Below are 25,746 nucleotides of genomic sequence, written 5' to 3' on the forward strand. Positions count from 1 at the left end.
CTTATCTTTTTTTTGCGACTACTTGGTCCTTATATTGTAAATCAATACTTTGATATTGATTCATATCGATTTTATTTAGATACTGCTTATAAAAAGCTTTTAATTTATTCAATTTACTTTTAAAATCTTTGATATCTCCTAATATAATATGATGATTTCCTATTTTAGGAATCAAAACAAATAAGTTAGGAACCGTTTTTTTTATACTAATAATTTGGTTTTTGAAGAATTCATCCGAATTTATGGTTTGGACTAAATCAGCTAAATGTTTTTTTTCTTCCTTTGAAAAAGATCCTTTTGCTAAAAGAACTTTGGAAGAATAAATAGAAGAAAGTTCTAAACTTTCCGCTTCTTTAGTAAGATAATATTCTTTATTTCCATTTTTTATTCTTAAAATAGGTTCTTTTTGCAAAATTTTAATATTCAGAGTCCCATCTACACTAAGAAATACTTCAGATTTTTTTATAAAAGGGTAATTATTTAATTTTTTTTCCATTGTGAATATACATAATTGACCGATTTTTTTTTCAATTTTTTCTATTTTTAGAAGTTTATTAATAATTTCTTCATTTACAAAATGATCCTTAGATAAGGGATCCATGATGATATGGAGCTTTTTCAAGCTCCTATTTTTATGTGTTTTTTGAGAAAAATAAAAAAAGAATATCATAAAAATCATATATAATAATAAAATAGAAATAAAGACTGTTTTATTTTTTCTCATTTATCCATATCGTTTATATAACCATTTTTTGATAGGAAGGATCAAGGTATCAATATTTCCCGCTCCTATTGTAAGTAGAATGTCTAAAATTTTTTTTTCAATTTTTTCTAAAACTTTGGATATTGGGACCAATTCTTTATTTTTAGAATTCATTTTTATTTTATCTAATAAACTATTAGAAGTAACTCCCTTAATTGGGAATTCCCTAGCTGGATAAATATCTAATAAAATTAACAGGTCCAATTTTTCTAAACTTTTTGCAAAATCTTCTTCAAAGAATTTAGTCCTACTAAATAAATGGGGTTGAAATATTCCTAATATTTTTTTATCCGGAAAACATGTTCTTATAGTGCTAATTAAGGCGTTTATTTCTGTCGGATGATGGGCGTAATCATCTATATATATTTTTTTTCTAGATTTATAATGGATGGAGTACCTTCTTTTAATCCCTTTAAATAAAAATAAGGATCTTCGAACATCTTTCTCTTTTATTTTCAAATAGTCAGATATAGCTAAAGCCGCCGTGACATTTTTTAAATTATGTAAACCTGGAATAGGTAATGGAATAGATTTCCAGGTTTCTTTCGGAGTATGAAAATCAAAAAACCATTGATTTTCTTTTATCAAAAGATGATTGGAATAATAATTTTCTTCTTTTTCTACAGAATAATAGATAGCATTTTTAGACGGAAAAGATTCTCCTTTCTTTTTACTAAGGAATAGTTTTTTATATGGACTTTTTATTTTTTTTGAAAAATCTATATAAGCCTGTATCAAGGCTTCTTTTTTTGGATAAGTATCTACATGATCTTGATCTAAACACGTAATACATGCTATATTCGGAGATAAATGTAAAAAAGAGTGGTCAAATTCATCTGCTTCTACCAAGAAGATTTCCGTTCTATGATTCAAAATAAGATTAGATTGATAATTTTCAGAGATTCCTCCTAAAAAAGCCGTAACCTTTTTTCCAGTACTATGTAAGATATGTCCTAGTAAAATACAAGTAGTGGTTTTTCCATGTGTTCCTCCTATAGCTATACAAATTTTATTTTCTGTAATTAAAGCTAATACCTGAGAACGTTTTTTTATATTTTTTCCATATTTTTTCAGAAACATCCATTGTTTATGATTATCTGGAATAGCCGGGGTATAAACAATTAAACATCGTGTCGAATGGATCCATTCAGGCAAAAATTCTGTACTATCATGATAGTTGATCAATACGCCCTCTTTTTCTAATTTTTTTGTGATAAGGGTTCTAGATCTATCATATCCAGAAACTTTTTTTCCCATGTAATGAAAATATAGAGCTAAGGAACTCATTCCAATTCCTCCTATTCCTAGAAAATAAAAAGAATCAATTTTATTTAGATTCATAAATTAATTAATAATCTGTAAAATCTCGTTGACAATATCGTTCGTTGCTTTAGGTCTTCCTAATTTTAAAATATTCCTACTCATTTTTTTTTTTCTTCTACAATCATTAAGTAGCTCGATAGTATAATTCACTAATTTTTTCTCTACTTCCTCATTTTTAATGATCAAAGCAGCCTCTTTATCCGCTAATATTTTAGCATTTTTATTCTGATGGTCATCTGAGGACCAAGGAAAAGGAATTAAAATATAAGGTTTTCCTATTAAACATATTTCTGATATAGTTAAAGCTCCAGCTCTAGATACAATGATATCTGCTGCTGCATAACATATCGGAAGATTTTCAATAAACTCCATTAAAAGGAAATTATGATGATGAGAAATCCTATTTTTTTTTATATTATGAATATCTGCTTTTCCTATTTGCCAAATAAGTTGTATATCTAGATGAATCAGTCTTTTTAACCCTTTCATCCAAGCTTTATTAATACTATTGGATCCTTGACTACCCCCTATAGATAAAATAATAGGTCGATTCACTTTCAATCCTAAATGAATACAAGCCTGATCTCTACTGGGTAATTCTTGTAAGATTCCGGATCTAACGGGATTCCCCGTGATTATAGTTTTTTCTTTTGGAAAATATTTTTTAGCTTCTTCATAAGCAATACATATTTTTTTAGCATAACGAGAAAATATTCTATTGGTAAATCCAGGAAAAGAATTCTGTTCTTGAAGTAGAATAGGAATTTTCTTTTTTTCTGCAGCATATAAAGTTGGAAAACTAACGTATCCTCCTGTTCCAATAACTATATCCGGAGAAAATTTTTCTAAAATTTTCTTTACTAAAAAAAAACTATATATCAGTTCCATAGATAAAAAAAATCCTGCTATAGAAAACAATTTATCTTTTCCTCCTGAAATACAAATTCCTTCAATTGGATATCCAAATTTCGGGATTTCTTGCATTTCCATGTGCTTCCTGGATCCAATAAACAAAATATTAACTTCTGGAATCTGGTTTCTCAATTCATCTGCTATAGCTATACCTGGATAAATATGCCCTCCAGTGCCTCCACTACCAATAATTATTCTAGGTGTTTTCATGAGAAATTCCTTTTTTCCATGTAACAAGGAGTATCATCTATGATTCTGCTAACACTTAATATGATCCCAAAACTAAAAAAAGTCACCCACATAGAAGTTCCTCCAGCGCTAATTAATGGTAAAGTTTGTCCTGTCACAGGAAATAAACCAACAGCTATTCCCATATTAATGAGTGCTTGATTAATAATAGGAAAACCTACAGAAAGGACCAACAAAGAACAAAAATAATTTTGTATTTTCGTAGAAATAACCATAATTCTCAGCAAAATAAGAATATAAATAAACAAAAGTAAAATCCCTCCAATAGATCCATATTCTTCTATAATAATTGCATAAATAAAGTCTGAAGAAGATTGTGGAAGAAAAGCTTTCAGAACGCTTTTTCCAGGTCCACGACCAAACTTCTTTCCCAAAACAATAGCTGTTTTAGATTGTTTCATTTGATAACTTTCTTCAGAATCATGATCCAAAAAATTTTCTATACGATTTTTCCATGTATAAACTCTATTCATGGGATTTTTATCTCCCCATTTTATTACAGAATAAATGTATATTCCTGCTGCTATGATTCCCATCAATAAAATCCCTATAACTCCAGTAAATGGATATCCTCCTATAAAAAGAATAATTAAAACTGAAATAAAAACAAGAATCGCGGTAGAACCATTAGCGGGAAATATAAGTCCAATAATTAAAAATATGGGACAAATCAATGGGAAAAAAGAGTGGATCAAGTTCATGCGTTCTTTCTTTTTTTGAGCTAAATATCTAGCACAGTAAATAAACAAAACTAATCCAGCAATACTGGAAGTTTGAAAAGATATATTAATAATAGGGATATGTAACCAACGAGAAGCGTTAACTCCATCTAGTTCTTTTCCCTGAATAATTGTGAAAATAAGTAAAATCGAGACTATAGGGATTGAAAGTATAGACATACGATAAAAATATTTATAGTCTATAAACTGAGTAAAAAAAAGAATACAAAACCCTACTAACAAAAAAAGGGCATGTTTGAATAAATAACCGAATACGGTATTCGGTTCTCCATAGATAGCAACTAAATTAGTACTCGCTGAGTATACAGGTAAAAAAGAAAATAGAGCTAATAAAGTAATGAAAGCCCATAAATATTTATCTCCTTTTAGATATCTAAAAATATCTATTTTTTTCATATTCATAGAAAAGTTTTCTTACTTCTTGTTTAAATCTAAGACCTCTTTCCTTATAATCTTGGAAAAGATCAAAGCTAGAACATGCAGGAGATAACAAAATGTTATCTCCATGAATAGATAAAAGGTAAGCCATACGAACAGCCTTTTTAAGGCTGTTCGTATCCAAAATAATATCAATGACATCTCGAAAAAAACTTATAAAGTTCTTATTATTTTTTCCTAAAAAAATAATGGCTTTTACTTTTTCTTTAACTAAGGGGAGGATCTCTCTATAATCATTCCCTTTATCCTTTCCTCCTGCAATCCATATTATAGGAGCTTTCATACTTTTTAATGCATAAAAAACAGCATTCACATTAGTGGCTTTAGAATCATTAATAAATTGAACCCCATTAATATTTAGTACTTTTTCCATCCGATGCTCTATAGGTTTCAATCCTAATATAGGATGGATCATAGATGTATTTCGAACATTTAATGTTACGGAAACGAGTAATGAAGCCAATATATTATAGAGATTATGATCTCCTTTTAAAGGAATTTGGTCTACATGTAAAAGACATCTTTCTTGATTAAATTTATTCCGAAAAAATATCTTATTCTCTTTGAGATAAGCGCCTACGCATAATTCTTCCTGAATAGAAAAAGGAATACAATTGGACAAAATGGGATATTTTTGAAATCCTTTTCTGATGAGAGGATCATCATGATTATAAATAAAAATATCCTCCTTATTTTGCTGAGTAGAAATTCTAAATTTAGAAGATATGTAACTTTCAATATCATTATGATATCTATCTAAATGGTCCCTTGTGATGTTTAATAAAACGGCTATATTTGAACGAAAATTTAAGCAATCATCCAGTTGAAAACTACTCACTTCTAAGACATAAACATCTTTTTTTTTAAAACCTTCTCGTGAAAAACTACGACCTATATTTCCTGCTATCTCTACATGAAATCCTTCTTCCTGAAGGATTTTATAAACTATGTAACTGGTGGTTGTTTTTCCATTACTTCCTGTAATGGAAATAATATAGGAGTTTTTCAGATAACTTTTTCCGAATTCTAATTCAGAAACCATGGGAATATCCAAAAAATTAATTTTCTTTATTAATGGATCTTGTCTAGAAATTCCAGGGCTTTTTATCACTTTAATAGCCTTTTGAAAGATGATACTTTCTGTATGTCCCTTTTCCTCAAAAGGAATTCTATTTTTTGATAAAATTTTCTTGTATTTATTTTGAATAATTCCAGAATCAGATACAAAAATTTTTAAACCCATTTTCTTGGCTAATAAAGCTGCTCCTACTCCACTTTCTCCTCCACCTAATACCACTATTAAATTTTTATTCTTTTCCATTAAGAGGATTATTAATTATCGAATTAACAAAATCAAGACGACCATAGAAAGCATCATTTGTATGATAAAAAAACGATTGACTATCTTACTTTCATGATAACCTGTTTTTTGAAAATGATGGTGTAAAGGAGCCATCAAAAAGATTCTTTTTCCTATTCCATATTTTTTTTTAGAGTATCTAAAATAAAAAACTTGTACTATTACAGAAATATTTTCTATAAAAAAAATGCCACATAGAATGGGTAGGATTAATTCTTTTCTAGTTATAATAGCTAAGGTTGCTATTACCCCCCCTATAGTTAAACTTCCGGTATCTCCCATAAAAATTTGTGCTGGATAGCTATTAAACCATAGAAATCCAATTAAGGATCCTAAAAAAGAAAAAGAGAATATCACAATCTCTCCTATGTCAGGAATATAGATAAAGTTAAAATAAGAGGAGAAAATTTTATTACTAGAAATTAAAGAGAATAAAGATAAGGTTCCCAAAATGATAGAAGAAACTCCAGCTGTTAAACCATCAATTCCATCTGTGAGATTAGCGCCATTGGACAATGAAGTAATAAAAAGAATGACGATAGGAATAAAAATGATCCAGGCAAATTTTTTCCATTTCTCATTATACAAACATAAAATGTCCGCGTAATCAAATTCATTTCTAATAATAGGAAAGGTCGTTTTAAAACCATGTTTTTCTACTGCTACGGAAGAAGGTTGTTTTACATATAAATTTTTACACGAAATGGTTGTGATATTCTTATGAAAATACATTGTACTTCCGATAAAAATACCTAAGATTATTTGACCTAATATTTTCCAAATGGCATTAAGTCCATGTTTATTATATTTTATTTTGATGTAATCATCGATAAATCCAATCCCTCCCATCCATAAGGTAGTGATTATAAGAATAATTACATATATATTACTCAATGTAGAAAAAAAAATCGTAGAAATTAATGTAGAAACTATAATAATAATTCCTCCCATTGTTGGAGTTCCTTCTTTATCTTTTTGTCCAGTAAGTCCAAGATCTCGGACCTGTTCTCCTATCTTGTTTTTTTTTTGATTCCAGAAGATAATTACTTTATAAAAAAACAAGGCGATACAAGTAGATAAAATGAAAGAGACTACAGCTCTGAAAAATATCGGAAAAGAAGAACTCGCATTATTTAAAAACACCATCTTATCATACATCTAAGAAAATTCAGAAAATAAGGTTTTAGCAATTTCCATATCGTCAAAAGGATAACGTTTTCCTTGAATTTCTTGATAATTTTCGTGTCCTTTTCCTGCTATGACAATAATATCTTTTTCTCTGGCTATTTGAATGGCTGTTCGAATAGCTTCTTTTCTGTTAACGATAGTTAAAATATTCTCTTTACTTATAGAAGATCTAAAATTCTTCATATCTATTAATATTTTTTCTGGATCCTCTTCTCTAGGATTATCTGAGGTAAAAATAGAGAAATCACATGTTTCATAAACTATTTTTCCCATTAAAGAACGTTTCTCCTTATCTCTATTTCCTCCACAACCTATTATACAAATTAATCTTTCCTCCTGTTTTTTTATTTCATGAATGGCTTTTAAAAGGTTCTTAATTCCATCTGGATTGTGGGCGTAATCCACAATTATCCGAATTCCTGAATAGGATGAGATAAATTGTTCAAAACGCCCTTTTATAGGTGGAATAGTATTTATTTTTTGCAAAATTTCCTCTTTATTTTTCCCCAATAATATAGCTGTAGCGTAGCAAGCCAAAAGATTGTAAACATTAAATTCTCCAATTAAAAAGGTGAAAAATTTGTGTCCATCAATTAGCAATTTTGTTCCATGGATATTTTTTTTCATAATTTTTATCCTGTAATCTGCTTTTTTTTTCAACCCATAAAAATAAGTTTTAGCCAAAACATTTTTTCTGATTTTATGTGAATTTTGATCATCAGAATTAATTAAAGCAAAAGCATTTTTAGGCAAAAAATTTTCAAAAAAAGATTTTTTAGTGGATAGATAATCTTCAAAAGATTTATGATAATCTAAATGATCATGGGTAATATTAGTCAATACCCCCCCTGTAAATAATAACCCTGCAATTCTTTTTTGATGAATTCCATGTGAACTCACTTCCATAAATGCATATTTACATCCTTTTTGGATTGATAAATTTAAATATTTATTAATATCAACAATACTTGGGGTAGTATGTTTGGTAGGAAATTCCTGAGATAGAATTTTAATCCCTATGGTAGAAATAAGAATACTTTTTTCTCCCATTTTATAAAATAAATGGTGAAGGATGGCGGCCACAGATGTTTTTCCATTCGTTCCTGTAATGCCTACTAATTTTATTTTTTTTGTAGGATGATCATAAAAATTAGAAGAAATAGTTCCTAAAGCCTCCATCGAATTTTTTACAATTACATAGGTGATATTTTTATGAAGGAGAATAGGTTTTTTTTCACAAACTACAGTGTTAGCTCCTTTTTCTATAGACTCCGTAATAAATTGATGTCCATTTTTTTTTTTTCCTTTTATAGCAAAAAATATCGTATCTATTTCTACAAATTGAGAACATATAGAAATCCCTTTTATCCATTTTTGAGGATTTCCTATAATTTCTAATACATGTACTTTTTTTAGAAGATATTTTAATATTTTTTTCATTCTTCTAGTTTCAGAAATATAATTTGATTTTTTTTCAACTTATTTCCTGGTTTTACGGATTGAGTAATAACTTTTCCTATCCCTTGATATTGTATATTTAAACCTCTATTTTCAAAAATAGGAATAATGTCTTTTCCAGGAAAAGAAATAATATTAGGCATAATCCCTTTATCAAAAAAATAGTTGAAAGAATAGTTTGTGGATTCTTTAATTTTTTTAATCCAATCAATATCCACTTTTTTTTTATAAAGTGTTTTCTTTCCTATTCTTGGATAGATAGATCTAGCTATTTTATCAAACACAGGAACTGCTACTTCTATTCCGTAATATCCTTTTTCTGGTCTTGAAATGACTACAATACAAGAATATTTTGGATTATTAGCAGGAAAATATCCTACAAAAGAACTATTGTAAGATAAAGGTTTTCCTTTTATCCAATAATCTAACTGTGTAGTTCCTGTTTTTCCTGCATAAGGATATTCTGGATGATAATATTTTTTTGCGGTTCCATTTTTTACGACACCTTCTAACATATTCTGAATTTTTTTTAGAGATTCTTTTGCAGCTATAGAAGGATTCATAACAATAGGAGTTGTATATTTTTTGATACTTTTTCCATGGAATTTCATTTCTCTAATGAAAATAGGTTTAATCATTTTTCCTTGGTTAGCAATAGCGTTATAAAAAATGAGAATTTGTAAAGGAGTTAGTTTTATATTATATCCAAAAGTCATCCATGGTAACGTGATGCTACTCCAATTTTCTTTTCCAGGTTTTGGGATGAATGGCTGGCTTTCACCTGGAATGTCTATCCCTATTTTTTTATCTAATTTCCATTTGCACAAGTGTTCTATGAATTTTTTTGGATTTTCTTTGTAATTCTCATAAATAATTTTTGCTATTCCTACGTTTGAAGAACGTTCCAAAATCTGTTTTGGATTCATTTCTCCATATCCTTTGTAATGACTATCGCGGATTTTTTTTCCTCTCAATTTAAGAACTCCACCTTTAGTATTCACAATCATGTCTATGTCTATTTTTTTGTCTTCTAAAGCTGCAAGAATAGCCATGGTCTTGAAAGTAGATCCAGGTTCACTTCCTTCCCATACAGAAAAATTTCTTAAATCTTCATAAGTATTTTTTTTTGTTTTTTCCAGATTGATCATAGCCAAAATTTCTCCACTTTTGACCTCCATGAGAATGACACATCCGTGATCTGCATGAGAAATGGATAATTCTTGAAGCAGGGCATGATAAGCTATATCTTGTAAATAGATATCGATAGTAGAATATACATCTTTTCCATCTTCTGGGTCAATTTCATTTCCTGAATTTAATGGTTTCCATATTTTAGAGCTGATACGTTGTTCTAATCGTTTTCCATCTTTTCCTTTAAGAAATTTACTATAGGCTCCTTCTAATCCAGCTTTTCCTCTATGATCATCGTATCCTAATGTTCTTTTTCCAATATTTTCTAGTGTATGAACTCTGCATGTTTTCTTTTCTACGATAAAACCTCCTTTTATTTGTCCTTTATTAAAAATGGGAAAATTTCGTAATGCTTTTAAATGAGGATAATCTAAATTTTTTGCTAATAAAAAATATCTATTTCCCTTTTTTTTTTCGTTATTGGAACTTTTTATAAAAAAAGATCTTGGTCTTTTAAACAAAGATTCCAAAGAATTGCACAAAAAAGAAATATTTTCTTGAAATAATTTATCTGAGATTGATCTAAAATCAATATGAATATTATACCTAATGATAGACATAGCTAAAAGACTGTTATCTGCAGCATAAATATTTCCACGTTTAGCTTTAATTAAATTAGTTCTAATTGTTTTTTCTATAACAGATTTTTGGTATCCTTCTGAATAATTTTGAATATGAAATAAATTAAAAATAATTAATGCTGCAATAGAGATGAAAAAAAAACCAATCAAGTAAGATTTATATAATAAAATATATCTTTTTCGTTTCATCATTTTTTTCTTGTATCCATCTCTTTTTTTTCTTCTAAAATTAATTCGTATGGGGGTTCATCTAAATGTTTTAACCCATTAATATTTACTAGTCTATTTAAGACAGATGCTAATTGCATTTGCATATATTTACTGTGAATATCTGCATATTCAGATTTCAACTCCTTCATTTCTTCACTAATTTTCGTTATTTTTCTAATTTTTATATCCATCATGTGTGAACTAGTAATGCTGATTAAAGATAGAATAGTAATAAAGACAATAAAATTCCAACTACGATATGCATTTTTTTTCACTAAAAATTTTCCTTTCAGTATGTCTTTGATAGAAAAATTTGTTTTCATTTGATGGGTGATTTATTTTATAGTTTTTCTGCAATTCTTAATCGAGCACTTCTGGATCTTGGATTATTAATAATATCTTGATACCTTGGTTGAATAACTTTTTTATGGATCATTTTAAATGGAAGTATATTATTCATTTTTTTCTTATGAAAAACTCCTTTTTTAAAAAAAAATTTTGTGATCCTATCTTCTATTGAATGATATGAAATAATAGCCATTCTACCTCCTGGTAGAATAATCGTAGAAGATTCTAGCAAAAGATTTTTTAAAACATTGATTTCATTATTGACTTCTATTCGTATAGATTGGAAAAGTCTAGAAAAAAATCTTTTTCTTTTTTTAAAAGATGTTTTTTTTCTAAAAAAAATCTTCACTAAATCCCATGTAGTGGTAATGGGTTTTCTTAAACGTTCTTCTAATATTTTTTCAGCAATTATTATTGCATTTTTGAATTCTCCATATTTAGAAAATATATGAAATAATTCCTCTTTCGAATATCGATTAATAATATCTATAGCAGAATGAGTGGATTCTTGATTCATTCTCATATCCAAAATACAATTCAACTGATGAGAAAAACCTCTAATGGGATTGTCTATTTGAGAAGAAGATAGGCCTAAATCCGCTAATACACCTGACACTTTTTCAATACGAAGTTTTTTCAATATTGGTTTTAAGTGTATAAAATTCTTGTGAAATAAATGAAGACGTCTATCTCGGATGGGATTATTTTTTATGGCTTCTTTGTCCTGATCGAAAGCTATTAAAGATGCATTTTCATTTAATTTTTTTAGAATAGAAGAAGAATGTCCTCCACCACCAAATGTTACATCTACATAAATTCCATTTCTGTCCGTCACAAAATTATCTATACTTTCTTTTAAAAGAACTGGTTCATGATAATAATTCATTTTTTTTTCTTTGATTTGAATAGATCTTTTTTTCCCATAGAAAACGAAATTATGCTTTATCCCCATATGTTGCACATATGATTCTTAGAAATATTTAATTTTTACAAAAAAATTTTTTATTCAAAATGAAATTTAATTTAATAAAAACTGATCGTTTTTCTAAAGCAAGAGCAGGTATATTGGAAACAGATCATGGAAAAATGGAAACCCCTATTTTTATGCCAGTAGCTTCAAAAGGAAGTGTAAAATCTATTCCAACACATGAACTATATGATGTAGGATCGAAGATTATCCTTGGAAATACTTATCATTTGTATTTTCGTCCTGGAATAGAAGTCTTGCATCATGCAGGAGGACTTCACTCGTTTATGAATTGGAAAGAGTCTATCTTAACAGATAGTGGAGGGTTTCAAATTTATTCTATGAGAAAATCTAATAAAATAACCGAAAATGGAGTCTTATTTAAGTCTATGATAAATGGGTCTTTCCATTTTTTTTCTCCGGAAAAATCTATGGAAATTCAACGTTTTATAGGCGGTGATATGATTATGGCTTTTGATGATTGTCCTCCTTATCCCTGTAGTTATAAAGAGGCAAAATCTTCTCTAGAAAAAACACATCTTTGGTTAAGAAGATGTTATTCTTATTTAAAAGAAAATCCAGAAAAATATGATTATAAGCAAAGTTTTTTTCCTATTGTTCAAGGAAGTATTTATCCAGATTTAAGAAGATGTTCTGCAGAAAAGATAGCCTTATTAGAAGAAGCTGAAGGAAATGCTATAGGTGGATTAAGTTTAGGAGAAACTAAAGAACAAACACAATCTATTACTGATATAGTCACGGATATTTTGCCTAAAGAAAAACCTAGATATTTAATGGGAGTAGGAAATCCTGTAGATATTTTAGAAGGAATAGCACTTGGGATTGATATGTTCGATTGCGTACTTCCTACACGAAATGGACGTCATGGAATGTTATTTACCTGGAAAGGGATTATGAATATAAAAAATAAAAAGTGGGAAAAAGATTTTTCCTGTTTAGATGAATATGGAAACTCTTATGTAGATCGATCCTATAGCAAATCTTATGTAAGACATCTTTTTTTTTCTAAAGAAAATTTAGCAAAACAAATTGCTTCTTTACACAACCTTTCTTTTTACTTAAATCTCATGAAAAAAGCTAGAACCCATCTTTTACAAGAAACCTTTTTTCTTGGAAGAAATCAGTAATTCCTTTACTACAAGAACGTTTATAAAATGAAAATACTAGACCGTTATATCATTCGTAATATTCTTGTTACCTTTATATTTATTACTATTCTATTACAGATCATCTCTGTTATTATAGATCTTTCTCAAAGAATGCATAGATTGGAAAACAATCAAGGATCCATTAAAGAAGCTTTAATATATTATTATCCCTTTTGGTCCATATGGTTAGCCTATACATTTTCCCCGATTTCCGTTTTTTTATCAATTATTTTTTTTACATCTAGATTAAATAAACATTCAGAAATAAATGCTATTCTAGCAAGTGGAATTAGTTTTAAAAGGATAACGATTCCTTATTTAATTTCAGCTTCCCTTATAGGAATGGGAGCCTTAATAATTAATTATTCTTTTTTACCCTTAGCTAATAAAATGAAAAACAAATTTCATTACCAATATCTATTAAGTTCCAGATACAAAAATAAATACGAAAATAATCAGACCATAAGTACAAAAATTTCAAATAATGAATATTTATTTATTCGAAATTTTTCCAGAAAGAAGAACATAGGACAAGATTGTATCTATCAAAAGTTCAATGGAAATAAATTGATATATCTTCTGAAAGCTAAAAATATATTTTGGTACAAAAAACATCGTGTATATATCCTATCTAATTATAGTGAAACCTATCTAAATAAGAATAAGGATATTTTTTTCAAAGGGATTCATAAAATTCAAAATTTTTCTATGACTCCTGAAGAACTTTTACCAGAAGAATATATAGCAGAAACAATGAGCATTTCTGAATTGAGAAAGTTTATTGATAGAGAAAAAGAGAGAGGAAATGGGAACATAAATACGCACTTAAATGAATATTATCAAAGAACAAGCTATCCTTTTTCTAATTTTATATTGACTCTTTTAGGATTATCTATCTCATCAAAAAAAGGAGAACCCACCCATAATTTCATCATGGGGATAATATTGGCATTTATATATATCTTTTGTACAGAAATATCCAAAGTATACTCTATAAAAGATTATATTCCTTCTTATTTATCTGTTTGGCTCCCAAATGTGATTTTCGGAATGATTACATTTTTTCTTTATTGGAATAGAAATCGGAATTAAATTAATTCATTTCAAATCCTGCTATATATACTTGACCATTTTGTTTAATGGATTTTATTGTCACATCTCCGGAGTATTTTTTTAAAACACGGTCTACATCACTAGGATTTCTCATTTTTTCTCCATTAATAGATAAAATAATGTCTCCTTCTTCCATTCCTATAGCACTCAATCTCCCTGTTCGGATTTCTTGGATTCTAATTCCATAATCAATTCCAAAATCTTTTTTATATTCTTTTCCAAGAGTCGAAAATGTTGCACCTAGTAATTCTGATGGAGTGATTTCCTCTTTTTTTCTAATTTTTTTTCTTCCTTGTGAATCTTTTAAAGTCACATTAAAAAATTTCATTTTTCCGTTTCTGATAATCTTCACTTTTACTTTTTCTCCCGGATATTTTGTTCCTACAATAACAGATAAGTCTGCCACATTTTGAATGGGTCTACCATCTATACTTTTAATAATGTCTCCTTTTTTAAGACCTGCATCATAAGCTCCACTTCTTTCAAAAACTTCTCCGATTAAAAAACCCTGTTGTGGTTTTATATTTTGATGCATTTCATGATTATAAGCTTTCAAATATTCCGCTTTAGAAAGATCCATTCCTCTAACTCCTAAATAGGCTCGTTGTACGGTTCCGTATTTTTTGATGTCCTGGATGACTTTTGCCACTAAATTAGAAGGAGCAGCAAAACTATACCCTATAAAATTTCCTGAATTGGAAGAGATTGCCGTATTAATTCCAATTAACTCTCCATTTGTGTTTACTAAAGCCCCTCCACTATTTCCCGGATTAACAGCTGCATCTGTTTGAAAAAAAGATTCTATAGCTGCTTGCGTTTCTCCTCTCAATATGCCTAGACTTCTATTTTTAGCACTTATGATGCCTGCGGTCACAGTGGAGTTCAAATCAAAAGGATTTCCGATTGCTAAAACCCATTCTCCTATTTGTACTTTATTAGAATCCGAAAAATAAATAAAAGGCAAATTTTTTTCATTGATTTTTAATAAGGCTATATCAGTACTTGTATCTGTTCCAATTAGTTTTGCCCTATAAGTTCTTTGATCACTAAGAGTCACTTCTATTTTATCTGCATCTTTTATAACATGATTATTAGTGACAATGTATCCATCAGGAGATACTAAAACTCCAGATCCATGAAGTCCTGGAATATCATTTTTTTGAGGAATTTTTCCTCTTTCTCCAAAATCATCAGGAAATCCGAAAAAAAAGTCAAATGGATCAAAATGTAATTTGTTGCTATATTTTTTAGAATAATTTTTGACATTGACTACCGCATGGATGGTTTTTTCTACAACTCTAGTAAAATCTGGTAATCCAGAAGAACTAACTAATGAGGATGGATTAGAAGAGGGTAGTTTTGTCTTTTCGAACGAGTTTCCATACGACGGAAATAGATGGGCTTCTTCTTTAGCATATTTCTTGTATGCTGCAATAGTCATTACTGAACTAAGAATACTACTGGAAATAATATAAATAACTATTTTCTTCATGTTTAGTTAAACAATTCTTATACAAATATATATAGTAAAAAGTAAACTTTATTCAAAAAATAATGCTAAATTCGTCTTATTTTTTTTTGGTATGTATGAAAATGGATTTTTTTAAGTACCAGGGGACAGGGAATGATTTCATCATACTAGATAATCGGAAAAAAATAATCCCTGAAGAGGATCCTTCTCTTTTTACAAGATTATGTGATAGACATTTTGGAATTGGAGCAGATGGGATTATTTTGATTAAAAATGATCCTTCCCGCGATTTTTACATGAAATATTATAATTCTGATGGAAGAGAAAGTACTATGTGTGGAAATGGAGGACGTTGTGCTATTGCCTTTTCAAAAAAACTAGGAATTCCAAAAGAAAATAAAATCTATTTTAGAGCTATAGATGGAGATCATTGTGGAATTATTCAGGATAGAGGATTAATTTCTTTGAATCTCATTGATCTAAAAATAGATATGATAAAAATATCAAAAAAATACGTCTTTTTGAATACTGGATCTCCACATCATGTTCTTTTCGTGAATAACATAAAAGAAATAGACGTTTGCAAACAGGGAAGAAAAATTAGATTTCATAAATTCTATTCTTCTAAAGGAGGAGTAAATGTAAATTTTGTAGAAATATCTGGAAAAAATACACTTCAAGTACGCACTTATGAACGAGGTGTTGAAAATGAAACTTTATCCTGTGGGACAGGAATTACGGCTTCTGTTCTTGCTGCATATGAAACGGGAAGGATATCTACCGATAAGGAAAAAAAGGTGTTAATCTCCACATTAGGAGGAAAATTATGGGTATCATTTGAAAAAAACATAATCGATATAAAAAAATATATTTAACTGGTTCTGTTCAGTTTATATTTGAAGGATGGATCCATATTTAATGGAAAAAAATCATGAAAAATAAAAATCATTATTCAATAAACGAGGATTCTATAAAATTTCTTGGAAAATATTTAAATAGTTTTTCCCCAATAGGATACGAAAGTGAAGGACAAGAAATATGGAAAAATTATATTAATCCTTATGTAGAAAAAATAGAAACGGATTTATATGGGACAGTTGTAGGGATACTAAATCCTAATAATTCTCCATACAAATTAATTATTGAAGCTCATGCAGATGAAATTTCTTGGTATGTAAATCATATAACAGAAGATGGAATTATCTATGTTTCCCGTAATGGAGGATCAGATCCTCAAATAGCTCCATCAAAAAGAGTGGTGATCCATACAGAAAAAGGGTTAGTCCATGGAGTATTTGGTTGGCCTGCTATTCATACAAGAAAATCTTCAGAAGATAAAACTCCTAATGTTGATAATATATTTGTAGATATTGGAGCTTTTGATAGAAAAGAAGTAGAGAGAATGGGGGTTCATGTAGGTTGTGTCATCACTTATCCTGATGAATTTTTGATTATGAATCATAACTATTTTGTATGCAGATCATTAGATAATAAAATAGGAGGATTTATAATTGCAGAAGTAGTCAAAAAAATAAGAGAATGTGGCCAAAATTTAAAATTTGGATTATATGTGGTAAATTCTGTTCAGGAAGAAGTAGGATTAAGAGGGGCTAAAATGATTTCTCAGGCTATAAAACCTCATATGGCTATCGTCACTGATGTCACCCATGATACTTCTACCCCTATGATGGATAAAAAAACACAAGGAGATATTAAATGTGGTTTAGGTCCTGTTGTGGTATATGCTCCTTCTATACAGAAAAATATTAGAGAATTTATTTTTAATACTGCTATAAATAGAAAAATTCCTTTTCAACGTTTAGTTTCATCTAGATATACCGGAACAGATACGGATGCTTTTGCCTATTCTAATAAAGGAGTATTGTCTGCTTTGATATCTATTCCTCTTAAATATATGCATACTACAGTAGAAATGGTTCATAAAAAAGATGTAGAACAAACTGTTCAATTAATTTTTGAAACTTTAAAAGGGATTAATTCTTCAAAATTTTTTATCGATTGAATCTAAAATGTATAATATCTCCATCTTGAACAAGATAATTTTTTCCGACCAAAAGTCGTTTTCCAGCTTTTTTTGCTTCTTCTTCTGATCCATATTTGATAAAATCATTATAATGAATGACTTCTGCGCATATAAATCCTTTTTTCAAATCTGTATGGATGACAGAAGAAGCTTGATAAGCGGTCCAATGATTAGGAATAGACCAAGCACGTATTTCTTCTTTTCCTACTGTAAAAAAACTTTGTAAATTTAATAATTTATAAGCATCTAAGATGAGCTTATTAATTCCTGATTGATAAAAAATACTTTTTTTTTCTTTTTGATTATTAGATTCGTTTTTTAACGATAAAACTACCATAGGGGATTTTTCTTTTTCCACCATTTTTTTTATATTTTTTAGATAGAGAGGATTATTGGAATCTTTTTCATCTATATTGCATACATAAAGAACAGGCTTAATGGTTAATAAATGTAAATCTTTTATGTCATTTTTTTCATTTTCTTTTAGTGGATATCTTCTTATATTTTTTCCTTTTTTTAGATGATCAATTATTTTTTTTAGTGTTTTTATAAAACATTTATGATTATTTTTTGATTTTTTATCAATTTTATTTAATTTATTTTCTAGGGTCTCTAGATCTTTCAACTGTAATTCTATATCAATAATTTCTTTATCCCTAATAGGGTTGATGGATCCTTCTACGTGAAGAACTTTAATATCTCTGAAACAACGTATCATATGAATAATAACATTTGTTTCACGAATATGAGATAGGAATTTATTTCCTAATCCGTCTCCTTTATGTGAACCTTTAATTAATCCAGCAATATCCACTATTTGTATCTTTGATGGAACTATTTTCATAGTGTTAATGAATGTTTTTAATTCATACAATCTTTTATCTGGAACGTTTGTGATTCCATAATTAGGTTCTATAGTACAAAAAGGGAAGTTTTCTGATAAAACTTGAGAATTGGAAATAAGGTTAAATAGAGTAGATTTTCCTATATTTGGAAGACCAATAATTCCACATTTCATTGTATATTGATTTTTGTTTTTGCAGACAGAAAAAAAATATTACTAATTTTTTTCAAAAATTAAAAATTTTTATTCTAGGTTTTTTCAGATAGATATGAAAAATGAAAAAAAGGAGATGCCGTTTTGGGAACATATTGATGAGCTCAGAAAACATTTAATTCATAGTGTGTGTGCAATGATAATTGCGACGATTATTTTAATGAATAATAAGAATGTTATATTTGATTATATTCTTTTTGGTCCAGCAAAAACGGATTTTATTACTTATCGCTTATTCCATAAATTAGGAAAAATATTTCACCGGAATCATCATTCCTTTTATTTTTTTTCTCACAATTTGGAAATCCAAAACAGACAAATATTTGGACAATTTAATATGTATGTATGGACCTGTTTTATTGGAGGATTCATCTTATCTTTTCCTTATATATTTTATGAATTTTGGAAATTCATAAAACCAGCCCTTTCGGATGAAGAAAGAAAATATTCTAGAGGGATCATTCTAATGGTGACATTTCTATTTATATTAGGAGTTCTTTTCGGTTATTTCATTTTATGTCCATTTTTAATTCATTTTGGTTATACTTTTAGGATTAGTTCTTTTCCAAGAAATATATTTGATTTATCGGATTATATATCTTTGATCATGCATTCTATACTATCTATGGGAATCACTTTTTTGTTTCCAATTTTTATATACTTTCTCACTAAAATAGAATTAATCTCCTATCCTTTTTTAAAAAAATATAGAAAACATGCTTTTTTGATCTTATTAATTCTAGCTTCAGCAATTACTCCTGGGGATATTTTTAGCACCATAGTGGTTTTGATTCCTTTAATGATTCTTTATCAATTTAGTATCTATATTTCTTTTTATGTTTCTAAAAAGAAATAAAAAACCTCTTCAAGAGGTTTTTTATTATGATCTTCGTATAGTTATTTCTACAAGTCTTCCTTTATTTCTTTTAACAGATTTTTCTAGTTTTCTTATTTCCATCCTAGAAGGATCTATTCCTTTATAAACTAAAGCTTCAAATACAGAATTTGCTCTTTTTATGGATAAAATTTTATTGTAAGAATGTTTTCCATAAGAATCTGTATATCCATTTATATAAAATTTTGAATTAGGAAGTTTTTTTATCATAATTTCATATATTTCATCAATAATTGCTAATGAATTAGGAGATAAGGAAAATTTTCCTAAATCAAATAAAATAGGAGGAAAAAAAACACCATTAGGACATCCTTTGTTTTCTTTTTTTCCATATTTTTTTGGACATACATCTTCATGGTCTGGAATATTATCGGAATCTGTATCAGGACATCCTTTAAATTTTTTTAACCCAAATTTGTTAGGACATAAATCCTCTCTATCTAAAATTCCATCGTTGTCTAAGTCTTCTTTTTTGCAGCAAATTTTATTCTCCGAATTTTCTTCAATATTTTTTTCCTCTTTTTTTTCTATGAGAGAAGGCAAATAAGAATTTTCTTTTTCTTTGATTTCAACTATTTTTTTAGATTCATTTTTATCCGGATAAGGATTATATTCTCCTCCAAAACGATAGACAACCCCTATGGAATGTTCCCAAAAATTCAAATAATCTTTGGACTTAGAAGAAAATATTACTTGATTGTAATTGCTTTGAACGTTTACCCCAAAATTAGATACGATCCAAAAATTCATTCCCAATCCACCATCTAATAGAAAAAAATTTTTCTTATCCAGTTGATAAATTTTTAATCCTGATTTCCTTAATTTTCTATTTTGATAGTCAAAATAATGATAACCTGCTCCTAATTTTAAATAGGGATCCAGCCAGTTATGAGGAAAAAAATAGAATTTTATTCCAGGGCTAAATTTTACAAAAAAATTATCTATGATTTTCCATCTATTATTGTCTACCATCCCCAACGAAGCGTTAACCCCCCCCCCTATGTTTTTAGTTATATTATATCCAAATTCTATATTAGAAAACAGAGGATTTATACTATTATTTTTTTTCTGAAAAAAATCTTTGAAAGGAGAATTTATGGGATAATAGTTAATATCATTCGCTCCTATACGAATAAACCATTTTTTTTGAGAATGTTGAGAAAATCCAGATGAAAATAAAGCAAATAAAGCAATAATAAAAAAATTGACGTTTTTCATAAAACTATAATTTCTTTGAAACTAAACAAATATATATTATTATGTAATATAATGATATGATTTTAAACAGAATCTTTTATAAGGATCGTTGTAGCTCACGAAGAATATCTCTATTTCGAATGGATTCACGTTTATCATATATTTTTTTTCCTTTTGCCAAAAAATTTGTACTTTTATATATCCTTTATCACTAAAAAATAATTTAGTAGGAATCAGGGTAAGTCCCGGTTCTTTCAGTTTTTTTTCTATTCTGATTAATTCTTTTTTTGTTAATAATAATTTTCTATCTCTTTTACTTTGGTGATTCCAATTGGTTCCAAATTTATATTCAGCTATATACATGTTAATGGAATATAATTCTCCATTTTTTATTTGACAAAAACTATCCGTAATATTGGCTTGATTTAGTCTTATAGATTTTACTTCTGTTCCAAATAGTTGAATCCCAGCTATATATTCTTCTATATATTTATACTGAAATCTAGCTTTTCTGTTTATGATACTCATAATTAATTATTACTTTTGTGCAAAAAAAATTCTATAAAATTTAAGAAAAAAAACAAACAGTTTATGAATGTACGCAGACGTTATTTAAAGGACTTATGTTTTCAAGTGAGAAGAGACATCTTACGCATGGTAAATAACGCAAATTCTGGACATCCTGGTGGATCTTTAGGATGTACAGAATACTTTGTTGCTTTGTATCAAGAAATCATGCATTATAATCCTAAAAAGTTTACGATGGAAGGCTTAAATGAAGATCTTTTTTTTCTATCCAATGGACATATATCCCCCGTTTATTACAGTATATTAGCTCGTTCTGGTTTTTTTCCCATAAACGAATTATCTTCTTTTAGAAAATTAAATTCTCGTTTACAAGGTCATCCTTCTACACATGGAGAACTTCCAGGGATACGAATTTCTTCAGGATCTTTAGGTCAAGGGATGTCAGTAGCCATTGGATCCGCTCTATCCAAAAAACTTAGTAAAGACGATGATTGTTATATTTACAGCTTACATGGGGATGGAGAATTGAACGAAGGACAGATATGGGAAGCAGTTTTATATGCGGGTTCTAAACATATCGATAATTATATAGCTACTGTAGATTATAATGGTCAACAAATAGATGGAACTACTGATGAAGTTTTATCCCTTGGAAATTTGAAAGAAAAATTTCAATCTTTTGATTGGAAAGTTTTAGAAGAATTGGAAGGAAACAATCTTGATAAAGTGATTAATATTTTAAAAAAAGCAAAAAATGAGACGAGAAAAGGAAAACCAGTTTTAATTATCCTGTACACTCAAATGGGATATGGGGTAGATTTTATGGAAGGAAGTAATGCATGGCATGGAAAATCTCCTAATGAAAAAGAATTAGAAAAAGCACTATCTCAACTTCCTGAAACTTTAGGAGATTTTTCAATAATATAAAAGAATGCAAAGAAATTATGAAAATATATGAAAATAAAGGATTGAAAGAAACTAGAGCTGGATTTGGAGACGCTTTAACATTATTAGGAAGAAAAAATACTAAAGTAGTGGCCTTATGTGCTGATCTTACTAGTTCTCTATTTATGGATCAATTTTCTAAAGAATTTCCAGAACGATTTTTCCAAATAGGAATTGCTGAAGCTAATATGATCAACATTGCTGCTGGACTTAGCATTGGAAATTATATTCCTTTTGCTGGAACTTTCGCTAATTTTGCGACATCCCGTGTCTATGATCAGATACGTCAATCTATTGCTTATTCCTATAAAAATGTAAAAATATGCGCTTCTCACTCTGGTTTAACTTTGGGAGAAGATGGAGCGACACATCAAAGTCTGGAAGATATTGGACTGATGAAAATGTTGCCTGGAATGACTGTAATTAATACTTGTGATTATAATCAAACTTATGCAGCTACTTTAGCTATAGCCAATTATTTAGGACCGGTATATCTCCGTTTTGGTAGACCTTCTGTGCCAAATTTCACAAGTGAAAGTCAAATATTTCAAATAGGAAAAGCAATTCTTTTAACGGAAGGAAAAGATGTTACTATTGTTAGTACAGGTCATCTAGTATGGGAATCCTTGGAAGCGGCTAGAATTTTACATGAAAAAAAACGAATTTCTTGTGAAGTAATTAATGTTCACACTATAAAACCATTAGATGAAAAAACCATTTTAAATTCTGTAGATAAAACAAAATGTATTGTGACTGCAGAAGAACATAATTATTGGGGAGGGTTAGGAGAGAGTATTGCTAGAATTCTGACTACTAAAAGGTTTTCTATCCATCAAAGTATAGTTGCCGTGAATGACACTTTTGGAGAGAGTGGAAAACCCATAGAGTTATTAAAGAAATATAAAATCGATCGTGATTCTATTATAGATCATGTTAAAATTTTACTAGAAAAAAAAAAGTAATCAAGAAAAGAAATAATTTGGAAATAAAAAATCTGCAAAAATTAGTTCATAATTGGATAAAGAATCATGGAATACGTTATTTTAACGTATTAACTAACACTATTCTTTTATCTGAAGAGGTTGGCGAAGTTTCTAGAATTATTGCTAGAAATTATGGAGAACAATCCTACAAGAAATATTCAAAAAAAGAGGATCTTGGAGAAGAATTAGCAGATGTATTGTTTGTTTTACTTTGTCTAGCTAATCAAACTGGAATTGATTTGGAAAAATCTTTTAACAAAAAATTAAAAAAAAAGAAAATAAGAGATCATGAAAGACACCATAATAATGAAAAACTAAAATAATATGTCTTCTTACATTAATATTCATAAAAAACAGAACTCTCTATATGGTTCTGTATCAATAACGGGATCTAAAAGTATATCTAATCGTCTTTTAATTTTAAGAGCCATTTATACGGATGAGATTCAGATTGAAAATCTTTCTAATTGTGAAGATACTCAAGTTTTAAAAAAAAGTTTAAACAGCACTTCTAACATTCTTGATATCCATCATGCTGGAACTGCCATGCGTTTTTTAACTTCATACTTATCTGTACAGGAAGGAAAAGAAGTTATATTGACCGGATCCAATAGAATGAAAGAAAGGCCTATTTCCGGACTTGTAGAAGCTTTGAAAAAATTAGGATCGGAAATTATCTATTTGGAAAAAGTAGGGTATCCACCAATAAAAATTTTTGGGAAGAAAATTTTTGGAGGAGAAATAGATATTAATGCAAAAATTAGCAGCCAGTATATTAGTTCTTTGATGTTAATAGCTAGTACATTTCAAATGGGTCTTAAAATATATTTAAAAGAAAATATCACATCTATTCCATATATAAAAATGACCTTTGATTTGTTAATTTTAGCAGGAATAAAAGCTTTTTGGAGAGATAAAATTATTCATATTTATCCAGGAAAAGAAAAAGGACAAAAACATTTTTCTATAGAATCCGACTGGAGTTCTGCTTCTTATTATTACTCCATGGTTACCATCGCAAAAAAAAGTCATATTACTTTAAGCTCCTATAAAAATGAAAGTTTACAAGGAGATAGAGAAGTATCATCCATATATGAAAAATATTTTGGAATATCTACAATTTTTGACAAAAGTATAATTACACTGAATAAAAGGTTTAATTTTATTCCACCAAGGATCATCAATTTGGATTTGAATAAAACTCCAGATCTAGCGCAAACTATTGTGGTAACTTGTGCCGCCATTGGTATAAGATGCCGCTTAAAAGGTTTAGAAACCTTAAAAATTAAAGAAACGGATCGGTTACGAGCATTAAAAAATGAATTATTCAAATTTGGGATAAAAATAAAAATTACCAATTCCTGTTTAGAAATAACAGATTTTTTTCAAAAAGAAATCAATTCAAAGATCAATATAAAAACTTATCAAGACCACAGAATGGCTATGTCTTTTTCTCCGTTTGGATTATTGTATCCTATACAAATAGAAGACAAAAATGTAGTAGAAAAATCATATCCTGATTTTTGGAAAGATTTAAAGTATTTAGGTTTTTCAATTGATTATTATGAGGAATAAAGAATTCTTCTTGCTGTAATAAATCTATTATTCCAATATTTTTGATAAAATGGGGAGATAGTCACTCCATTTGATGTAGAAGCATGAATAAAGAATATGTTATGAGTATCTACATGTATCACCATTCCCACATGATTAATTTTTCTTTTAGAAGCGCCTGTAGCAAAAAATAATAGATCTCCTTTTTCTATGGATTTTTTTGGAACGAAGTAACCTTTTTTAGCTTGATTAGAAGTTATACGTGGTAATGAAATCTTATGAGAAGCGAAAATCTTTTTTATGAAAGCAGAACAATCTATTCCATTTTTAGTATTTCCCCCATATTTGTACGGAGTATACATATAATCTTTAGCTTTTTCAATAATAGAATTATGAAAAGAATTTTTCTTATTGTATGAGTGATTTCTCTTCTTTCTGAAGAAAATTCTTTCATATTTTTTTTTGTATTCCATATCTCCATATAGGAATGGAATAGAAAAAAAATGAGAATAAAATATAATAAATAAAATAATTTTAGAATTTATGATCAGGATAATTTTTTATTTTTTTTCCTTTTTCAAAAGAAATTCTAATAAATTAAGAGATGATCAAATGTAAGTTAAGTAAAATACTTGTATTAAATATAAAAAAAATTTAATTTGTATTCGTATAAGTATTTTTTTTCAGGCCCATTCGTCTATTGGTTAGGACGTCAGGTTTTCATCCTGGAAAGAGGGGTTCGATTCCCCTATGGGCTATAGTAATACGAGATTATTTTATGGCAAATCATTTATCGGCTTTAAAAAGAATTAGACAAAATCATACTAGGCGTTTTCGTAATAAATATGTATATAAGAGTACAAGGACAGCTATAAAGAAATTAATGAAAGAAAAAAAAAGGAAACAATATTCCAAGGTAATTTCTATGATAGATAAATTAGCTAAAAAAAACATTATACATATGAATAAAGCAGCAAGATTAAAAAATAAATTAAAAACATTTAGGGATTAGATGAATATGTATGATTTTGTCTAATAATTAAGATAGAATGTTTTTTTTGT

Annotated in this window: 24 protein-coding genes, 1 tRNA gene and 1 pseudogene; 11 read left to right on the plus strand and 15 right to left on the minus strand. The window is 28.4% G+C overall.

Going from position 1 to position 25,746, the window contains the following annotated elements:
- Position 1: 1 nt before the first annotated feature.
- The 10 genes from BLBBOR_RS01900 to rsmH form a co-directional block, all read right to left on the minus strand.
- A complete protein-coding gene (locus tag BLBBOR_RS01900; protein WP_235043207.1) occupies positions 2 to 601 on the minus strand; it encodes a cell division protein FtsQ/DivIB in 600 nt (199 codons plus the stop codon).
- Between the two features lie 123 nt (positions 602 to 724).
- On the minus strand, positions 725 to 2,104 hold the full coding sequence (murC, locus tag BLBBOR_RS01905) for a UDP-N-acetylmuramate--L-alanine ligase (protein ID WP_015370752.1): 1,380 nt from the start codon (positions 2,102 to 2,104) through the stop codon (positions 725 to 727).
- A gap of 3 nt (positions 2,105 to 2,107) precedes the next feature.
- Positions 2,108 to 3,208: an undecaprenyldiphospho-muramoylpentapeptide beta-N-acetylglucosaminyltransferase gene (gene murG, locus BLBBOR_RS01910; protein ID WP_015370753.1), complete on the minus strand. Its 1,101-nt coding sequence runs from the start codon at positions 3,206 to 3,208 to the stop codon at positions 2,108 to 2,110.
- A complete protein-coding gene (locus BLBBOR_RS01915) occupies positions 3,205 to 4,389 on the minus strand; it encodes an FtsW/RodA/SpoVE family cell cycle protein (protein WP_015370754.1) in 1,185 nt (394 codons plus the stop codon). The genes murG and BLBBOR_RS01915 overlap by 4 nt, the downstream gene beginning before the upstream one ends.
- Complete coding sequence (murD, locus tag BLBBOR_RS01920; protein WP_015370755.1) at positions 4,361 to 5,746, minus strand: UDP-N-acetylmuramoyl-L-alanine--D-glutamate ligase; 1,386 nt, start codon at positions 5,744 to 5,746, stop codon at positions 4,361 to 4,363. The genes BLBBOR_RS01915 and murD overlap by 29 nt, the downstream gene beginning before the upstream one ends.
- Before the next feature lie 15 nt (positions 5,747 to 5,761).
- The gene (gene mraY, locus BLBBOR_RS01925; protein ID WP_015370756.1) at positions 5,762 to 6,943 is read right to left on the minus strand and encodes a phospho-N-acetylmuramoyl-pentapeptide-transferase; all 1,182 of its coding nucleotides are present in this window, start codon (positions 6,941 to 6,943) and stop codon (positions 5,762 to 5,764) included.
- Positions 6,944 to 8,413, minus strand: coding sequence for a UDP-N-acetylmuramoyl-L-alanyl-D-glutamate--2,6-diaminopimelate ligase (locus BLBBOR_RS01930; RefSeq protein WP_015370757.1), 1,470 nt, complete (start codon positions 8,411 to 8,413; stop codon positions 6,944 to 6,946).
- Positions 8,410 to 10,395, minus strand: coding sequence for a penicillin-binding protein (locus BLBBOR_RS01935; protein ID WP_015370758.1), 1,986 nt, complete (start codon positions 10,393 to 10,395; stop codon positions 8,410 to 8,412). Before BLBBOR_RS01935 ends, BLBBOR_RS01930 begins: the two co-directional genes overlap by 4 nt.
- Positions 10,392 to 10,736: an FtsL-like putative cell division protein gene (locus BLBBOR_RS01940; RefSeq protein WP_015370759.1), complete on the minus strand. Its 345-nt coding sequence runs from the start codon at positions 10,734 to 10,736 to the stop codon at positions 10,392 to 10,394. Before BLBBOR_RS01940 ends, BLBBOR_RS01935 begins: the two co-directional genes overlap by 4 nt.
- 17 nt (positions 10,737 to 10,753) lie before the next feature.
- Entirely contained in the window at positions 10,754 to 11,647 is an 894-nt protein-coding gene (gene rsmH / locus BLBBOR_RS01945; RefSeq protein ID WP_045118250.1) for a 16S rRNA (cytosine(1402)-N(4))-methyltransferase RsmH, read from the minus strand.
- 125 nt (positions 11,648 to 11,772) lie between these two features.
- Here rsmH and tgt point away from each other — a divergent pair.
- Together tgt and BLBBOR_RS01955 are read left to right on the plus strand one after the other, a co-directional pair.
- Positions 11,773 to 12,902, plus strand: a pseudogene (gene tgt, locus BLBBOR_RS01950) (tRNA guanosine(34) transglycosylase Tgt).
- A 1-nt stretch (position 12,903) separates the two neighbouring features.
- Positions 12,904 to 13,989 carry an LptF/LptG family permease gene (locus BLBBOR_RS01955; protein ID WP_015370762.1) on the plus strand — a complete coding sequence of 362 codons (1,086 nt, stop codon included), beginning with the start codon at positions 12,904 to 12,906 and terminating at the stop codon, positions 13,987 to 13,989.
- Position 13,990: 1 nt separating this feature from the next.
- Here BLBBOR_RS01955 and BLBBOR_RS01960 read toward each other — a convergent pair whose 3' ends face one another.
- Positions 13,991 to 15,502, minus strand: coding sequence for a Do family serine endopeptidase (locus tag BLBBOR_RS01960; protein WP_015370763.1), 1,512 nt, complete (start codon positions 15,500 to 15,502; stop codon positions 13,991 to 13,993).
- A 101-nt stretch (positions 15,503 to 15,603) separates the two neighbouring features.
- Here BLBBOR_RS01960 and dapF point away from each other — a divergent pair, with 101 nt between their 5' ends.
- Together dapF and BLBBOR_RS01970 are read left to right on the plus strand one after the other, a co-directional pair.
- Complete coding sequence (dapF, locus tag BLBBOR_RS01965) at positions 15,604 to 16,356, plus strand: diaminopimelate epimerase (protein WP_369727264.1); 753 nt, start codon at positions 15,604 to 15,606, stop codon at positions 16,354 to 16,356.
- A 56-nt stretch (positions 16,357 to 16,412) separates the two neighbouring features.
- Positions 16,413 to 17,504: a M42 family metallopeptidase gene (locus BLBBOR_RS01970; RefSeq protein WP_015370765.1), complete on the plus strand. Its 1,092-nt coding sequence runs from the start codon at positions 16,413 to 16,415 to the stop codon at positions 17,502 to 17,504.
- Here the strand turns inward: BLBBOR_RS01970 and ychF are convergent.
- Entirely contained in the window at positions 17,494 to 18,543 is a 1,050-nt protein-coding gene (gene ychF / locus BLBBOR_RS01975; protein ID WP_015370766.1) for a redox-regulated ATPase YchF, read from the minus strand. The two genes, BLBBOR_RS01970 and ychF, sit on opposite strands and share 11 nt — an antisense overlap.
- Before the next feature lie 94 nt (positions 18,544 to 18,637).
- Between ychF and tatC the strand changes: the two genes are divergently transcribed.
- Positions 18,638 to 19,438 (plus strand): twin-arginine translocase subunit TatC, encoded by an 801-nt coding sequence (gene tatC / locus BLBBOR_RS01980; protein WP_015370767.1) that lies wholly within the window; start codon positions 18,638 to 18,640, stop codon positions 19,436 to 19,438.
- 24 nt (positions 19,439 to 19,462) lie between these two features.
- Here tatC and BLBBOR_RS01985 read toward each other — a convergent pair whose 3' ends face one another.
- Positions 19,463 to 20,695: an OmpA family protein gene (locus BLBBOR_RS01985; RefSeq protein WP_015370768.1), complete on the minus strand. Its 1,233-nt coding sequence runs from the start codon at positions 20,693 to 20,695 to the stop codon at positions 19,463 to 19,465.
- 39 nt (positions 20,696 to 20,734) lie between these two features.
- The gene (gene smpB / locus BLBBOR_RS01990) at positions 20,735 to 21,202 is read right to left on the minus strand and encodes an SsrA-binding protein SmpB (protein WP_015370769.1); all 468 of its coding nucleotides are present in this window, start codon (positions 21,200 to 21,202) and stop codon (positions 20,735 to 20,737) included.
- Positions 21,203 to 21,235: 33 nt separating this feature from the next.
- Between smpB and BLBBOR_RS01995 the strand changes: the two genes are divergently transcribed.
- Genes BLBBOR_RS01995 through BLBBOR_RS02010 form a run of 4 tightly spaced genes read left to right on the plus strand, consistent with a single transcriptional unit; the run spans position 21,236 to position 24,705 of the window.
- Positions 21,236 to 22,129: a transketolase gene (locus BLBBOR_RS01995; protein ID WP_255343413.1), complete on the plus strand. Its 894-nt coding sequence runs from the start codon at positions 21,236 to 21,238 to the stop codon at positions 22,127 to 22,129.
- 17 nt (positions 22,130 to 22,146) lie between these two features.
- Positions 22,147 to 23,109 (plus strand): transketolase family protein, encoded by a 963-nt coding sequence (locus tag BLBBOR_RS02000; RefSeq protein WP_015370771.1) that lies wholly within the window; start codon positions 22,147 to 22,149, stop codon positions 23,107 to 23,109.
- Positions 23,110 to 23,126: 17 nt separating this feature from the next.
- Complete coding sequence (locus BLBBOR_RS02005) at positions 23,127 to 23,453, plus strand: MazG nucleotide pyrophosphohydrolase domain-containing protein (RefSeq protein WP_015370772.1); 327 nt, start codon at positions 23,127 to 23,129, stop codon at positions 23,451 to 23,453.
- A gap of 1 nt (position 23,454) precedes the next feature.
- Complete coding sequence (locus BLBBOR_RS02010) at positions 23,455 to 24,705, plus strand: 3-phosphoshikimate 1-carboxyvinyltransferase (protein ID WP_015370773.1); 1,251 nt, start codon at positions 23,455 to 23,457, stop codon at positions 24,703 to 24,705.
- Here the strand turns inward: BLBBOR_RS02010 and BLBBOR_RS02015 are convergent.
- Positions 24,693 to 25,157, minus strand: coding sequence for a C40 family peptidase (locus BLBBOR_RS02015; protein ID WP_015370774.1), 465 nt, complete (start codon positions 25,155 to 25,157; stop codon positions 24,693 to 24,695). The genes BLBBOR_RS02010 and BLBBOR_RS02015 overlap by 13 nt on opposite strands.
- A gap of 213 nt (positions 25,158 to 25,370) precedes the next feature.
- On the opposite strand from BLBBOR_RS02015, the gene BLBBOR_RS02020 reads away from it, so the two are divergent.
- A tRNA-Glu gene (locus BLBBOR_RS02020) sits at positions 25,371 to 25,442 on the plus strand.
- 20 nt (positions 25,443 to 25,462) lie between these two features.
- The gene (gene rpsT / locus BLBBOR_RS02025; RefSeq protein ID WP_015370775.1) at positions 25,463 to 25,696 is read left to right on the plus strand and encodes a 30S ribosomal protein S20; all 234 of its coding nucleotides are present in this window, start codon (positions 25,463 to 25,465) and stop codon (positions 25,694 to 25,696) included.
- The last annotated feature ends 50 nt before the right edge of the window (positions 25,697 to 25,746 follow it).

Origin of the sequence: Blattabacterium sp. (Blatta orientalis) str. Tarazona, from assembly GCF_000334405.1 — a bacterium.
Taxonomy (GTDB): domain Bacteria; phylum Bacteroidota; class Bacteroidia; order Flavobacteriales; family Blattabacteriaceae; genus Blattabacterium.

What these genes read in the sequence shown, in the direction of transcription:
- BLBBOR_RS01985 (WP_015370768.1), bottom strand. Translation starts at nt 20,695, where the DNA reads ATGAAAAACGTCAATTTTTTTATTATTGCTTTATTTGCTTTATTTTCA.
- BLBBOR_RS01900 (WP_235043207.1), bottom strand. Translation starts at nt 601, where the DNA reads ATGGATCCCTTATCTAAGGATCATTTTGTAAATGAAGAAATTATTAAT.
- BLBBOR_RS02015 (WP_015370774.1), bottom strand. Translation starts at nt 25,157, where the DNA reads ATGGAATACAAAAAAAAATATGAAAGAATTTTCTTCAGAAAGAAGAGA.
- BLBBOR_RS01935 (WP_015370758.1), bottom strand. Translation starts at nt 10,395, where the DNA reads ATGATGAAACGAAAAAGATATATTTTATTATATAAATCTTACTTGATT.
- BLBBOR_RS01970 (WP_015370765.1), top strand. Translation starts at nt 16,413, where the DNA reads ATGAAAAATAAAAATCATTATTCAATAAACGAGGATTCTATAAAATTT.
- murG (WP_015370753.1), bottom strand. Translation starts at nt 3,208, where the DNA reads ATGAAAACACCTAGAATAATTATTGGTAGTGGAGGCACTGGAGGGCAT.
- BLBBOR_RS01915 (WP_015370754.1), bottom strand. Translation starts at nt 4,389, where the DNA reads ATGAATATGAAAAAAATAGATATTTTTAGATATCTAAAAGGAGATAAA.
- mraY (WP_015370756.1), bottom strand. Translation starts at nt 6,943, where the DNA reads ATGTATGATAAGATGGTGTTTTTAAATAATGCGAGTTCTTCTTTTCCG.
- tatC (WP_015370767.1), top strand. Translation starts at nt 18,638, where the DNA reads ATGAAAAATGAAAAAAAGGAGATGCCGTTTTGGGAACATATTGATGAG.
- BLBBOR_RS01955 (WP_015370762.1), top strand. Translation starts at nt 12,904, where the DNA reads ATGAAAATACTAGACCGTTATATCATTCGTAATATTCTTGTTACCTTT.
- BLBBOR_RS01940 (WP_015370759.1), bottom strand. Translation starts at nt 10,736, where the DNA reads ATGAAAACAAATTTTTCTATCAAAGACATACTGAAAGGAAAATTTTTA.
- BLBBOR_RS01930 (WP_015370757.1), bottom strand. Translation starts at nt 8,413, where the DNA reads ATGAAAAAAATATTAAAATATCTTCTAAAAAAAGTACATGTATTAGAA.
- BLBBOR_RS02000 (WP_015370771.1), top strand. Translation starts at nt 22,147, where the DNA reads ATGAAAATATATGAAAATAAAGGATTGAAAGAAACTAGAGCTGGATTT.
- dapF (WP_369727264.1), top strand. Translation starts at nt 15,604, where the DNA reads ATGGATTTTTTTAAGTACCAGGGGACAGGGAATGATTTCATCATACTA.
- ychF (WP_015370766.1), bottom strand. Translation starts at nt 18,543, where the DNA reads ATGAAATGTGGAATTATTGGTCTTCCAAATATAGGAAAATCTACTCTA.
- rsmH (WP_045118250.1), bottom strand. Translation starts at nt 11,647, where the DNA reads ATGAATTATTATCATGAACCAGTTCTTTTAAAAGAAAGTATAGATAAT.
- murD (WP_015370755.1), bottom strand. Translation starts at nt 5,746, where the DNA reads ATGGAAAAGAATAAAAATTTAATAGTGGTATTAGGTGGAGGAGAAAGT.
- rpsT (WP_015370775.1), top strand. Translation starts at nt 25,463, where the DNA reads ATGGCAAATCATTTATCGGCTTTAAAAAGAATTAGACAAAATCATACT.
- murC (WP_015370752.1), bottom strand. Translation starts at nt 2,104, where the DNA reads ATGAATCTAAATAAAATTGATTCTTTTTATTTTCTAGGAATAGGAGGA.
- smpB (WP_015370769.1), bottom strand. Translation starts at nt 21,202, where the DNA reads ATGAGTATCATAAACAGAAAAGCTAGATTTCAGTATAAATATATAGAA.
- BLBBOR_RS01960 (WP_015370763.1), bottom strand. Translation starts at nt 15,502, where the DNA reads ATGAAGAAAATAGTTATTTATATTATTTCCAGTAGTATTCTTAGTTCA.
- BLBBOR_RS02010 (WP_015370773.1), top strand. Translation starts at nt 23,455, where the DNA reads ATGTCTTCTTACATTAATATTCATAAAAAACAGAACTCTCTATATGGT.